Source organism: Mycolicibacterium monacense (assembly GCF_010731575.1).
Classification (GTDB): domain Bacteria; phylum Actinomycetota; class Actinomycetes; order Mycobacteriales; family Mycobacteriaceae; genus Mycobacterium; species Mycobacterium monacense.
In genome coordinates this window covers 149,560-162,505 of sequence record NZ_AP022617.1, presented here as the reverse complement: position 1 = coordinate 162,505, position 12,946 = coordinate 149,560, and the positions used below count along the sequence as shown (strand labels likewise).

The following is a 12,946-nucleotide window of genomic DNA, read 5'->3' as shown; positions in this document are numbered from 1 at the left end:
CGGCGATCCGGTCAGTCTCGCCGGCGCCGGGAATGAGTCGAGGTCGCCAAAGCCGTGACCGCGGCGACGGCTGCGACCGCACCGAGCGCGAGGAACATCGCCGCGTAACCGCCGAGGATGCTCGCCAGGGCCGCACCGACGAAGGGCCCGATGGCGGTGGCGATCATCACCGGTGCGTTGAGGATCCCGCTGAGATGGCCGTAATGGGTTGCGCCCCAACGCTCGGTGACCGCTGTCGCCTGAAGCAGCGTCATGATTCCGCGCATCACGCCCGCGCCGATCGCGACCGCCAGCAGGGCGGCGTAGCCGGTGAAGACCCCCAGGAGCGCGGTCGTGGCCGCGATACCGGCCATGATCACCACCGTCCGCGTCACGACACCGACGCGGCGCACCAGGGTCTGATAGCCCAGTCGGCCCATAACCTGCCCGGCGCCGCCGAGCCCAAGCGCGACCGCCGCGGCGCCCGTGCTGATGCCGCGCTCGGCCATCAGGGGCACCAGGTTGATGATCACCGCATACGACGCCACCCCACCGAGGGCGAACACCGCCACCAACGCGATGAACGCACCACTGCGCGCCGTGCGCGTCGGGGACTCCACCGCGTGGGCGGTCACCACGGCCGGCCAGGGTCGCCGCAGGCCGAAGAAGTGCGCGGGGATCGTGATGACCGCCATCACCACGGCCAACACCAGATAGGTGCTGCGCCAACTCAACTGCGCCGACAACGCGGCGGTCAGCGGTGCGAACACGGTGCTGGCGAAGCCGGCCACCAACGTCAGGACCGTCAGTGCCCGCACGGCGTCGGCGCCGAAGAACCGGGTGAGGGCGGCGAACGCCGGTGCATAGAAGACCGCGCTCATCGCCACACCGGCGAGCACCCACGCCGCGACGAACCAGGCGTACGACGATGCGGCCACCACTGCGACCACGGAAACGCAACCCAGGGCCGAACCGGCCGTCATGATCCAGCGTGGACCAACCCGGTCCAGCCACCTGCCGACCGGGATACCGACGAACGCCGAGGTCACCAGTCCCGCCGAGAACGCTGCGGTCACCGCGGGGGCCGACCATCCCGTCTCGGCGGTGATCTGGTCGGAGAGCACGGTGAAGGCGTAGTACAGCACCCCCCAACTGGTGATCTCGGTGAGCACAACGCCAGCAGGACCCAGCGCAATCGGTGCGATCGGGCGGGCGCCTGCGTGCGATTCGAGCTCATTCGCCAATCGCCTTGAGCGCCAACGCCATGCCCACCCCTCTTCATCGGGACGCTGTTCGACCGACCCTCAGGCGCCGAGTCCCCCGATCAGCAGGTCGACCACATCGCCGGCCAGCGCGCGAATCTCCTCGTCGGTCTGACCGTCGATCCTGCGATACCAGACATCGACGGCGTTGAGGTTACTGAGCAGGGTCCGGGTCGCGAGCGCTTCGTCCACTTTTCGCAGTGACCCGTCGGCGATCCCCTCGGCGATGACTCGGCGGAACATCCGCTCGTAGTCACGTCGTAGCTCGTTCAGCGCGGTCAGTGCGTCCCGCTGCCGCACCTTCAACGCCGTCGAATCCTGATGGCGGACACCCTGATGCACCACGTGGTGGTAACCCAACTCGGTCATGAGGTTCTCCAGGTGCGCGACGGACATCGCGTGCAGCCGCTCGAAGCCGGTACCCGGTGCGGTCGAATGCGGTTCGACGCGTTCGCGCACCCGGCGCATCCCGTCCTGATAGACCGCGAGGAAGATGTCGAACTTCGACCGGAAGTGGTAGTAGATCAGCCCCTTGGTGGCACCCACCTCATCGGCGATGTCGTCGATGGTGGTGTTCGCGAACCCGCGCGCCATGAAGGCCTCGGCCGCGGCATCGAGTATCCGACCTTTGACATCCGACTCCAGTTCGGCGCTCGCGCTCACCTCGACCTCATCTCCGCGTCCGCGACGCTCACGATTGACACCCATTGTGACCCTCGTTACGATAATACTCAGTAGTATCCCTGGTGAGGGCGTTTCACGCCACTCGGTACACGGCAAATCAGCTCTCCCACGCGCGACCGTGACGCAACCAAAGGAGCCATATGAGCATCGATTCTGTGCTCGCATCGGCGGACGAACTGCACAAGCGCGCCACGCGCAAGGCCGTTCTACGCCTGCTGCCCGTCATGTGCGCGGTCTACTTCATGGCCTACATCGACCGCACCAACGTCGCGCTCGCGAAAACCCACCTCGAAGCCGACGCGGGCATCAGCGCCGCGGCATTCGGCTTCGGCGCGGGCATCTTCTTCATCAGCTACGCGTTCCTCGAAGTCCCGAGCAACCTGATCATGTATCGCGTCGGGCCGCGGCGGTGGATCGCCCGCATCGCCGTCACGTGGGGCACTTTGTCGGCGCTCATGATGTTCGTTCAGGGCGACCTGTCCTTCTACATCATGCGATTCCTGCTCGGCGCCGCCGAGGCCGGCCTTTACCCCGCCCTGATGTACATGGTCACGGTCTGGTTCGCGCAGAGCTACCGCGCCACCGTCGTCGGGTTCATCTACCTGGCGCCCACCATCGCGCTCGTCGTCGGCGGCCCCATGGGCGGCGCGCTGATGGAGCTCGACAGCGCATTCGGCCTGCACGGCTGGCAGTGGATGTTCCTCATCGAAGGCCTCGTGACCGTCCTCGTCGGCGTCCTGGTGTGGTTCAAGCTTCCCCAGGTACCCAGCGAGGCGCGGTGGCTGTCCGCCGACGAGGCGCAGATTCTCACCGAACGCGCCGCGGGCGCCCACCACGACACCGCGACCCGGATCCGCGGCAACGTCAAGGAGGCCTTCGGCCGACCCTTCGTCATCGTGGTCGCGCTGATCTACTTCTTCAACCAGATCACCAACGTCGGAATCGTTTTCAACATCCCCGCGATCGTCGAGGATCTCGACATCAGCGGTTCGTTCCTCATCGGGCTCCTGTCCGGCAGCGCGGGAATCGGCGCGACGATCGGCGTGCTGGTGATCCCCCGCCTGTTCGCCCGGTACCCGCGCGAGGCGAGCGCCGTCGGCATCCTGGCCGCCGCCACACTGGTCACCTCGATCGCGTTCATGCTCTCCTCCAGTGCGTTGGCCCGCATCCTGCTCATCGCGATCTCGATGATCTTCGTGTTCGGCACCCTGCCGCTGTTCTGGTCGATCGCGATGGCCCGCATGTCCGGACTGATGGCGGCGGCCAGCCTGGCGTTCATCAACACCATCGGACTGATCGGCGGGTTCGTCGGGCCCTACCTGTTCGGGCTGGCCGAGACCGCGACCAACAATCCGTCTGCCGGGTTCTACGTCGTCATCCTCGCCTCGATCATCGGCGTCGCGCTGGCACCGGTGCTCGGCCACGCCATCAAGCGCGAGGACGCGAGCACGTGAAGGGCTGAAGCAGGATCGATGGCCGCAAAAGTGCTCTGCGACAGGAGATCTGCCGACCCACTTGCTGACCGGGCGTGCCCCCCATATGTTGACGCGGCACGTCGACACCACAGGAGCGCAGATGCCGATCACCCCGATCAACCCCGAAGGCCTTCCCGCCGTGGGCCTGTACCACCAGGTCTCCGTGGCCACCGGGTCCAAACTCGTCTTCATCGCCGGCCAGGTCGCCCGCGACGCCACCGGAGCCGCCGTCGGTGAGGGCGACCTCGCCGCCCAGGTCGAGCAGTGTTACCTCAACATCGGCGCAGCGCTCGCCGCGGCCGGCGCCACCTTCGACGACGTCGCGAAGCTGACCGTCTACCTCGTCGACTGGACGCCCGAGAAGATGCCTGCCTTCGCGGACGGCCTCGCCCGCGCCCAAGCCACGCTCGGCATCACCGCGGCTCCCCCGCTGACCGGTATCGGCGTCGCGGCCCTCGCCGAACCCGACATGCTCGTGGAGATCGAAGCGACCGCGGTCATCGACTGAGTTCTACACCAGGGTCGTCAAGCGGCGGCTTTGACGACCCTGGTGTAGAACTCGGCGACGAAGACAGCTCAGGACTCCACCAGCGCCGCCGCGTGCAAGGAGAGCACCAACGCCGGCCGCGGATACCGCAGCCGGGCACACGCCTCCTCCGCCGCCAACTGCAGATGATGCACCCCGCGCCGCAACTCCTCCGGCCCGGCGTCACCTCGCCCGTACCCCGACAGGCACGCCCGGGTCAGGATCACCCCGTGCTTGCGGCGCAGCCGCGCCATCTGTTCGATCATCCTGCGCACCGCGTCGCGCGCCTCGGCCTCACCTGCCCCGACGCGGCAGCGTAACCCCACCACGTCCAGCCGGCCCATCGACATCACCGACGCCGCCAACCGCTCACCGCTCCCCTCGCTGACATCGACGACCACCCGATGCGCACCGTCTCGCCGACCCGCCAACAACAGCACCTCGGCCCACCCGCCGATCACGAACCGCCCGACCGCTGCAGACACCGCCGCCTCGACCGCCTCCACATCGCGGCACTGTGCTGCCACCCGCGACGCGGGCAGACCCGCCTGCAACGCCACCCGCAGCTCCTCGGCGGAGCCCACGTCGACGCCCAGGCCCCGCCGGCGCACCCACTCCGCCACCGGAGCCGTCGTCAACAACTCCGCGGGCACCTGCAGCGGCGTCCCGCGTAACGCCCGGTGGCACACGGTGTGGCGGGGCAGCGTTCGAGAACGGCGAATGCGAATCATGTCCACGATGGTGTCGCCGCGACCTCACACCAGCCTGTCCAGAAGCTGAGAGCCTCCCGCGAGTGCTAAGCGTCCGTAAAGGTGCGCCACCGCCCCGTCAAGAAAACGTCAAGACCCTCGGCAACGGTCACCACCGCGCCGATGCTGGTCGACGGCCACCGAGAGCCGGTGGCGCAGATACGGGAGACGGAATGTCTGTGCTCGTTTACGTCCTGCTGACGGTGGCGGTCTTCGCGCTGCTCGGCCTCGTCCAGAAGTGGGTCGAACAGCTGTGATCGCGAACATCGTCGGGCTGGTCCTGGCCGCCGCGATCGTGGTGTTCCTCTTCGCCGCGCTGCTGTTCCCGGAGAGGTTCTGAGCGTGAGCACCACCACCGCGGGCATCCTCTTCGCCCTCAGCCTGGCCCTCGCCCTCGCCGCCGTCCATGTGCCCCTGGGCGACTACATGTACCGCGTCTACGCCTCCGAGAAGCACTGGCGCGCAGAGCGAGTGGCCTACCGCCTCATCGGCGCCGACCCCGCCGCCGAACAGGGCTGGGGTTCCTACGCCCGTAGCGTGCTGGCCTTCTCCGCCGTCAGCATCCTGTTCCTGTTCGGCCTCCAGCTGCTCCAGGGCCGGCTGCCTCTGCACCTGAACGACCCCGCGACCGAGATGACGCCGGCACTCGCGTGGAACACCGCCGTGAGCTTCGTGACCAACACGAACTGGCAGGCCTACTCCGGCGAATCCACCCAGGGCCACCTCGTCCAGATGGCCGGCCTGAGCGTGCAGAACTTCGTGTCGGCCGCCGTCGGGATGGCCGTCGCGATGGCCTTCGTCCGCGGCCTGGCCCGCCGCGACACCGGAGAGCTCGGCAACTTCTGGGTCGACCTCATCCGAGGCTGCCTGCGGATCCTGCTGCCGCTCAGCATCATCGGCGCGATCATCCTGGTCTCCGGCGGGGTGATCCAGAACTTCGCCCTGCACGACACCGTCGTCTCGACACTGTCGGGCGCCCAGCAGACCATCCCCGGCGGTCCCGTCGCCAGCCAGGAGGCGATCAAGGAACTCGGCACCAACGGCGGCGGATTCTTCAACGCCAACTCCGCGCACCCGTTCGAGAACCCGACCACCTGGACCAACTGGGTGGAGATCTTTCTGCTGTCCTGCATCGCGTTCTCCCTGCCGCGGACCTTCGGGCGCATGGTGGGCAGTCGCAAACAGGGTGCGGCGATCCTCGCGGTCATGGCGGTCATCGCCACGCTCAGCCTCTCGCTGATGATGCTGTTCCAGTCGCAGGCGCACGGCACCGTCCCCACTGCCGTCGGCTCGGCGACCGAAGGTGTCGAACAGCGCTTCGGTGTCGCCGACTCCGCCGTGTTCGCCGACCTGACCACACTGACGTCCACCGGTGCCGTCGACTCGTTCCACGACTCCTACACCAGCCTCGGCGGGCTGATGACGCTGTTCAACATGCAGCTCGGCGAGGTCGCACCGGGCGGCGTCGGCTCGGGGCTCTACAGCATGCTGGTGCTGGCGGTCATCACGGTGTTCGTCGCGGGCCTCATGGTGGGCCGCACCCCGGAGTACCTCGGCAAGAAGATCACACCCCGCGAAATCAAGCTCGCTGCAACCTATTTCCTGGTGACGCCGCTGATCGTGCTGATCGGCACCGCGGTGGCCATGGCCCTGCCCGGACAACGCGACGGCATGCTCAACACCGGCCCGCACGGCCTGTCCGAGGTGCTCTACGCGTTCACCTCGGCGGGCAACAACAACGGATCGGCGTTCGCGGGCCTGTCGGTCAACACCGAGTGGTACAACACCGCGCTCGGCCTGGCGATGGTGTTCGGCCGCTTCCTGCCGATCATCCTCGTCCTCGCCCTGGCCGGATCCTTCGCCCGCCAGGGACGGACGCCGGCATCGGTCGGCACCTTGCCCACCCACCGACCGCAGTTCGTCGGCATGGTCACCGGCGTCACGTTGATTCTCGTCGCGCTCACCTTCCTGCCCGTGCTCGCACTCGGTCCCCTCGCTGAAGGACTTCACTGACATGACCCTCACCACCATCGACGCGCGCACCGCCCACCCCGACGATCCGACGCCGCAGAAGATCCGGGGCGGCCTCCTCGACCCGGCGATGCTGTGGCGGTCGACACCGGCGGCGCTGCGCAAACTCGACCCCCGCACACTCTGGCGCAACCCGGTGATGCTGATCGTCGAGATCGGCGCTTTGTGGAGCACCGCACTGGCACTGATCGACCCGACCTGGTTCGGCGGGCTGACCGTCGCGTGGCTGTGGCTGACGGTCGTGTTCGCCAACCTCGCCGAAGCCGTCGCCGAGGGCCGCGGCAAGGCGCAGGCCGAGACCCTGCGAAAGACCAAGGCCGACACCATGGCCCGACGTCTCATCGGATGGGCACCGGGCCACCCCGGTACCGAGGAGGAGGTCGCCGCACCACTGCTACGCCAGGGCGACGTCGTCGTGGTCGAAGCCGGCGAGGTCATTCCCGGCGACGGTGAAGTGGTGGAAGGCATTGCCTCGGTGGATGAATCGGCGATCACCGGCGAATCCGCCCCGGTCATCCGCGAATCCGGCGGTGACCGTTCGGCGGTGACGGGCGGCACCACGGTGCTCAGCGATCGCGTCGTCGTGCGGATCACGCAGAAGCCGGGCGACAGCTTCATCGACCGCATGATCGCGCTGGTGGAAGGCGCCAACCGGCAGAAGACACCCAACGAGATCGCGCTGAACATCCTGCTGACGTCACTGACGATCGTGTTCGTCATCGCCGTCGCCACCCTGCAACCGCTGGCCATCTACGCCAAGGCCGGTAACCCCGGCGTCCCCGACAGCCTCGCCCTGGACGGCGACGGCATCACCGGGATCGTGTTGGTCTCGCTGCTGGTCTGCCTGATCCCCACCACCATCGGGGCGCTGCTGTCCGCGATCGGAATCGCCGGGATGGACCGCTTGGTGCAGCGCAACGTACTGGCCATGTCGGGCCGGGCCGTCGAGGCCGCGGGGGACGTCAACACGCTGCTGCTCGACAAGACCGGCACCATCACGTTGGGCAACCGGCAGGCCGCCGAGTTCGTCCCGCTCACCGGCGTCACCACCGCCGAACTCGCCGACGCGGCGCAACTGTCGAGCCTCGCCGACGAGACACCGGAGGGACGCTCGATCGTCGTGTTCGCCAAACAGCAGTACGGGTTGCGCGCCCGCACACCCGGTGAACTCGCCGACGCGCACTGGGTCGAGTTCAGCGCCACCACCCGGATGTCGGGTGTCGACACCGGCGGTCACCGGCTGCGCAAGGGAGCGGCCAGTTCGGTGGCCGAGTGGATTCGCTCCGAAGGTGGTTCTGTCCCAGCTGAACTCGACGCCATCGTCACGCGGATCTCCGTCGCCGGAGGCACCGCACTCGTCGTCGGACGGGTGAGCGACGGGCGCGCCGACATCCTCGGCGTGATCCACCTCAAGGACGTCGTCAAACAAGGTATGCGGGAACGGTTCGACGAGATGCGCCGCATGGGCATCCGCACCGTGATGATCACCGGCGACAACCCGTTGACCGCCAGGGCGATCGCGGACGAGGCCGGCGTCGACGACTTCCTCGCCGAAGCCACCCCCGAAGACAAGATGGCGCTGATCAAGAAGGAGCAGGCCGGCGGCAAGCTCGTCGCGATGACCGGTGACGGCACCAACGACGCACCCGCGCTCGCGCAGGCCGACGTCGGCGTCGCGATGAACAGCGGTACGCCGGCGGCCAAGGAGGCCGGCAACATGATCGACCTCGACTCCGATCCGACCAAGCTCATCGAGATCGTCGCGATCGGCAAGCAACTGCTGATCACCCGGGGTGCGCTCACCACCTTCTCGATCGCCAACGACATCGCGAAGTACTTCGCGATCATCCCGGCGTTGTTCGTCGGACTCTTCCCCGGCCTCGACCTGCTCAACGTGATGCGCCTGCACAGCCCGCAGTCGGCGATCCTGTCCGCCGTCGTGTTCAACGCACTGGTGATCGTCGCGCTGATCCCGCTGGCGCTGCGCGGTGTGCGCTACACCCCCGGCGGCGCGTCGAAACTGTTGAGCCGCAACCTGTCCGTCTACGGCGTCGGCGGCATCGTCGCACCGTTCATCGGTATCAAACTCATCGACCTCGTCGTCCAACTCCTCCCGGGAATGTGACCGTGAAACTCTCCAGCATCCTCCGCGGGCACGCCGCGGCATTACGCGCGCTGCTCGTGCTGACCGTTGCCGTCGGCCTCGCCTACCCCGTCCTGATCTGGCTGGTCGCACAGCTGCCGGGCCTGCGGGACCAGGCCGACGGATCCCTCCTCGAACAGGACGGAAAGCCGCTGGGCAGCAGCCTCATCGGCCAGCTCTACACCGACGCCGACGGCAACCCGCTGCCGCAGTACTTCCAGGGCAGGCCGTCGGCGGCCGGCGACGGTTACGACCCGCTGTCGTCCGGGGCCACCAACCTGGGCCCCGAGGACATCGTCGACACCCCGGACCGGCCCAGCCTGCTCACCCAGGTCTGCGCACGCAGCCTGGCCGTCGCGCGTCTCGAGGGCTTGACAGACGATGCCGGGGCACGCCCGTTCTGCACCGGCGGCGGGGTGGGAGCGGTGCTGTCGGTCATCGGCCCCCGCGACACCAACGGGCTCGTCACCCGTCCGGTCCGGGTGACCAGCGTCAACGAACCCTGCGCGAGCACGGATCGGCCGTTCCTCGACACCTACGAAGGCGTGCGCGTCGAATGCGCCAGAGACGGTGAGGACTACGGCACGGGCCAGATCGTGCCGATCCGGGGCGGCGCCCCCGCCGACCCGCCGGTCCCGGCCGACGCCGTGACCGCCAGCGGCAGCGGCCTGGATCCGCACATCTCCCCCGCCTACGCCGAACTGCAGGTCGCGCGGGTGGCGGCGGCGCGTGGGCTGAGTCCAGAGCGGGTGCGCGCACTCGTCGCCGCCCACACCGAGGGGCGCACGTTGGGGTTCATGGGCGAGCCGCGGGTCAACGTCCTCGAACTCAACCTCGCCCTGGACGGTGGATGATGAAGGCGTGACGGTGGCCAACGGCCCGAAACGCGGGGAGCTGCGCATCTACCTGGGCGCAGCTCCCGGCGTCGGCAAGACCTACGCGATGCTCGGCGAAGCGCACCGGCGCCTGGCGCGCGGCACCGACGTGGTCGCCGCCGTCGTCGAGACCCACGGCCGCGCCAAGACCGCCGAACTGCTCGACGGCATCGAGGTGCTCCCCCCGCGTCACGTCACCTACCGGGGCGGCCGGTTCCCCGAACTCGACGTCGACGCCGTCCTCGCCCGCCGTCCCGAGGTCGCCCTGGTCGACGAACTCGCGCACACCAACACCCCGGGTAGCCGCAACGCCAAACGCTGGCAGGACGTCGAAGAGCTTCTGGCCGCGGGGATCACGGTGATCTCGACGGTCAACGTCCAGCACCTCGAGAGCCTCAACGACGTCGTCACCCAGATCACCGGTATCGAACAGCGCGAGACGGTCCCCGACGAGGTCGTCCGGTCCGCCGATCAGGTCGAGCTGGTCGACATCACCCCTGAGGCGTTGCGCCGCAGGCTTTCTCACGGCAACGTCTACGCCCCCGAACGCATCGACGCGGCGCTGTCCAACTACTTCCGGCGCGGCAACCTCACCGCGCTGCGCGAGCTGGCGCTGCTGTGGCTGGCCGATCAGGTCGACGCCGCGCTGGCGAAGTACCGGGCCGACAACCGGATCACCGACACTTGGGAGGCGCGTGAACGCGTCGTCGTCGCGGTCACCGGTGGACCCGAATCCGAGACGCTGGTGCGCCGCGCCTCACGTATCGCGTCGAAGTCGAGCGCCGAACTGATGGTCGTACACGTCGTGCGCGGCGACGGTCTCACCGGTGTCTCGGCACCCGAGATGGGCCGGGTGCGCGAACTCGCGGCCAGCCTGGGCGCCACCCTGCACACCGTCACCGGCGACGACGTGCCCACGGCGCTGCTGGATTTCGCGCGCGAACGCAACGCCACCCAGCTGGTACTCGGCACCTCCCGGCGGTCCCGCTGGGCACGCATCCTCGACGAGGGCATCGGCGCGGCCGTCGTCCAGCGGTCCGGCAAGATCGACGTCCACATGGTCACCCATGACGAGGCGCACCGAAGCCCGACGGCGTCGCCCCGCACCCGGCGGGCGGCGTCGTGGCTGGCCGCTCTGGCCGTACCCGCCGCGATCTGCGCGCTGACGGTGCTGCTGCTCGACCCACTGCTCGGCGTGGCCGGCGAGAGCGCGGTGTTCTTCGTCGGGGTCCTGCTCGTCGCACTGCTCGGCGGCGTGGCGCCGGCGGCGCTGTCGGCCGTGCTGTCCGGTCTGCTCCTCAACTACTTCCTCATCAACCCCCGCCACACCTTCACCATCGCCGAACCCGACAGCGCACTGACGATCGTGGTGATGCTCGCCGTCGCGGTGGCCGTCGCGGCCCTGGTCGACGGTGCCGCCAGCCGGCGCCGCGAGGCGCGCCATGCCGCGCGGGAAGCCGAACTGCTCGCCCTGTTCGCCGGCGCCGTCCTCCGGGGCGCGGACCTGACCGTCCTGCTCGAGCGGGTCCGCGAGACCTACGGCCAACGGGCGGTCAGCCTGCTGCGCGAGAAGGCCGGGGTCGTCGCCTGCGTCGGTGCGGACCCGTGCGTCGACGTCAACACCGCCGACACCGCCATCGAAGTCGGCGACGACGAGTTCTGGCTGCTGCTGGCCGGGCGCAAACTCGCCGCCCGCGACCGCCGCGTGCTCTCGGCCGTCGCCGGGCAGGCCGCCGGTCTGGTCCGCCAGCGCGAGCTCACCGAAGAGGCCGGCCGCGCCGAAGCCATCGCCCGCGCCGACGAGTTGCGCCGGTCGCTGCTCTCTGCGGTCAGCCACGACCTGCGCACCCCGCTGGCGGCGGCCAAAGCCGCCGTGTCGAGCCTGCGCTCCGACGAGGTCGACTTCTCCGCCGACGACCGGGCCGAACTCCTGGCCACCGTCGAGGAGTCGGTCGACCAGCTGACCGCCCTGGTCGCCAACCTGCTCGATTCGTCGAGACTGGCCGCGGGGGTGGTGCGTCCACAGCTGAGTGCCGTCTACCTCGAGGAGGCGGTGCAGCGCGCCCTTCTCGGAATCAGCAGGGGGGCCACGGGTTCCGGAGACATCGGGATCGACCGGGTCGAGGTGGACGTCGACGGGTGCGTGGTGGCCGCGGACAGCGGTCTGCTCGAGCGGGTGCTGGCCAACCTCATCGACAACGCCCTGCGGTACGCGCCCGACGGCCCGGTGCGTGTGACGGCCGGACGCGTGGGTGAGCGGGTGCTGATCGCCGTCACCGATACCGGGCCCGGCATACCGCCCGGCGGCCAGGACAGGGTGTTCGGCGCCTTTCAGCGGCTCGGTGACCAGGACACGACCAGCGGCGTCGGGCTCGGGCTTTCGGTGGCCCGCGGATTCGTCGAGGCGATGGGCGGTACGGTCACCGCGAACGACACCCCGGGCGGGGGCCTGACCGTCGAAATCGACCTCGCCGCACCGCAGGAGGCCCACGCGTGACCCGCGTGCTCGTCGTCGACGACGAACCGCAGATCCTGCGGGCGCTGAAGATCAACCTGTCGGTGCGCGGCTACGAGGTGACCACCGCCGCCACCGGCGCCGAGGCGCTGCGTTCGGCCGCCGATCACAAACCCGACGTCATCGTGCTCGACCTCGGACTGCCCGACATGTCCGGCATCGAGGTGCTGGCCGGCCTGCGCGGGTGGTTGTCGGCACCGGTCATCGTGCTGTCCGCCCGCACCGACTCCTCCGACAAGGTCGAGGCGCTCGACGCCGGCGCCGACGACTACGTCACCAAACCCTTTGGGATGGACGAGTTCCTGGCCCGGTTGCGGGCCGCCGTGCGCCGCGCGACCAAAGAGTCCGACGGCGACGAACCGGTGGTGGTGACCGGATCATTCACCGTCGACCTGGCCGCCAAGCGGGTCGTCAAGAACGGCGCGGAGGTGCACCTCACCCCGACCGAGTGGGGCATGCTCGAGATGCTGGTGCGCCACCGCGGCAAGCTCGTCGGCCGGGAGGAGTTACTCAAGGAGGTGTGGGGTCCGGCGTACGCGAAGGAGACGCACTATCTGCGGGTATATCTCGCCCAGCTGCGCCGCAAACTCGAAGACGACCCGTCCCGTCCTCGGCACCTGCTCACCGAGGCGGGTATGGGGTACCGGTTCCAGCAGTAGCGAATCCCGCCGAGCAGACGCAAATGTCCCGATTCAGGGCTGTTTTCG

The 12,946-nt window shown here is 68.8% G+C and carries 10 protein-coding genes and 1 pseudogene; 8 read left to right on the top strand and 3 right to left on the bottom strand.

From position 1 onward, the window contains the following. Positions 1-11: 11 nt before the first annotated feature. A pseudogene (locus G6N49_RS00740) lies at positions 12-1,216 on the bottom strand (MFS transporter). 67 nt (positions 1,217-1,283) lie between these two features. After that, positions 1,284-1,949 (bottom strand): transcriptional regulator DarR, encoded by a 666-nt coding sequence (locus G6N49_RS00735; protein ID WP_011561600.1) that lies wholly within the window; start codon positions 1,947-1,949, stop codon positions 1,284-1,286. Between the two features lie 116 nt (positions 1,950-2,065). On the opposite strand from G6N49_RS00735, the gene G6N49_RS00730 reads away from it, so the two are divergent. Together G6N49_RS00730 and G6N49_RS00725 are read left to right on the top strand one after the other, a co-directional pair. Next, positions 2,066-3,379, top strand: coding sequence for an MFS transporter (locus G6N49_RS00730; protein WP_064916294.1), 1,314 nt, complete (start codon positions 2,066-2,068; stop codon positions 3,377-3,379). 121 nt (positions 3,380-3,500) lie between these two features. After that, positions 3,501-3,908, top strand: a complete 408-nt coding sequence (locus tag G6N49_RS00725) for a RidA family protein (protein ID WP_083045567.1) — start codon at positions 3,501-3,503, stop codon at positions 3,906-3,908. 68 nt (positions 3,909-3,976) lie between these two features. On the opposite strand, the gene G6N49_RS00720 is transcribed toward G6N49_RS00725, so the two are convergent. Beyond that, complete coding sequence (locus tag G6N49_RS00720) at positions 3,977-4,657, bottom strand: type III PLP-dependent enzyme domain-containing protein (protein WP_083045568.1); 681 nt, start codon at positions 4,655-4,657, stop codon at positions 3,977-3,979. A 256-nt stretch (positions 4,658-4,913) separates the two neighbouring features. Between G6N49_RS00720 and kdpF the strand changes: the two genes are divergently transcribed. From kdpF to G6N49_RS00690, 6 genes are read left to right on the top strand one after another with little or no spacing between them, the layout of a single operon-like run. Further along, positions 4,914-5,015 carry a K(+)-transporting ATPase subunit F gene (gene kdpF, locus G6N49_RS00715; protein ID WP_064875485.1) on the top strand — a complete coding sequence of 34 codons (102 nt, stop codon included), beginning with the start codon at positions 4,914-4,916 and terminating at the stop codon, positions 5,013-5,015. Positions 5,016-5,017: 2 nt separating this feature from the next. Next, positions 5,018-6,688 carry a potassium-transporting ATPase subunit KdpA gene (gene kdpA / locus G6N49_RS00710; protein ID WP_083045563.1) on the top strand — a complete coding sequence of 557 codons (1,671 nt, stop codon included), beginning with the start codon at positions 5,018-5,020 and terminating at the stop codon, positions 6,686-6,688. A 1-nt stretch (position 6,689) separates the two neighbouring features. Beyond that, positions 6,690-8,831 carry a potassium-transporting ATPase subunit KdpB gene (gene kdpB / locus G6N49_RS00705; RefSeq protein WP_083045564.1) on the top strand — a complete coding sequence of 714 codons (2,142 nt, stop codon included), beginning with the start codon at positions 6,690-6,692 and terminating at the stop codon, positions 8,829-8,831. A gap of 2 nt (positions 8,832-8,833) precedes the next feature. Beyond that, a complete protein-coding gene (locus tag G6N49_RS00700) occupies positions 8,834-9,703 on the top strand; it encodes a potassium-transporting ATPase subunit C (protein ID WP_011561606.1) in 870 nt (289 codons plus the stop codon). Positions 9,704-9,710: 7 nt separating this feature from the next. Continuing rightward, complete coding sequence (locus tag G6N49_RS00695; RefSeq protein WP_083045569.1) at positions 9,711-12,221, top strand: DUF4118 domain-containing protein; 2,511 nt, start codon at positions 9,711-9,713, stop codon at positions 12,219-12,221. Then, on the top strand, positions 12,218-12,898 hold the full coding sequence (locus tag G6N49_RS00690; RefSeq protein ID WP_011561608.1) for a response regulator: 681 nt from the start codon (positions 12,218-12,220) through the stop codon (positions 12,896-12,898). The genes G6N49_RS00695 and G6N49_RS00690 overlap by 4 nt, the downstream gene beginning before the upstream one ends. Positions 12,899-12,946 lie beyond the last annotated feature (48 nt).

Coding starts and splice junctions, on each gene's coding strand:
- G6N49_RS00735 (WP_011561600.1), bottom strand. CDS start 1,949: ATGGGTGTCAATCGTGAGCGTCGCGGACGCGGAGATGAGGTCGAGGTG.
- G6N49_RS00730 (WP_064916294.1), top strand. CDS start 2,066: ATGAGCATCGATTCTGTGCTCGCATCGGCGGACGAACTGCACAAGCGC.
- G6N49_RS00725 (WP_083045567.1), top strand. CDS start 3,501: ATGCCGATCACCCCGATCAACCCCGAAGGCCTTCCCGCCGTGGGCCTG.
- G6N49_RS00720 (WP_083045568.1), bottom strand. CDS start 4,657: ATGATTCGCATTCGCCGTTCTCGAACGCTGCCCCGCCACACCGTGTGC.
- kdpB (WP_083045564.1), top strand. CDS start 6,690: ATGACCCTCACCACCATCGACGCGCGCACCGCCCACCCCGACGATCCG.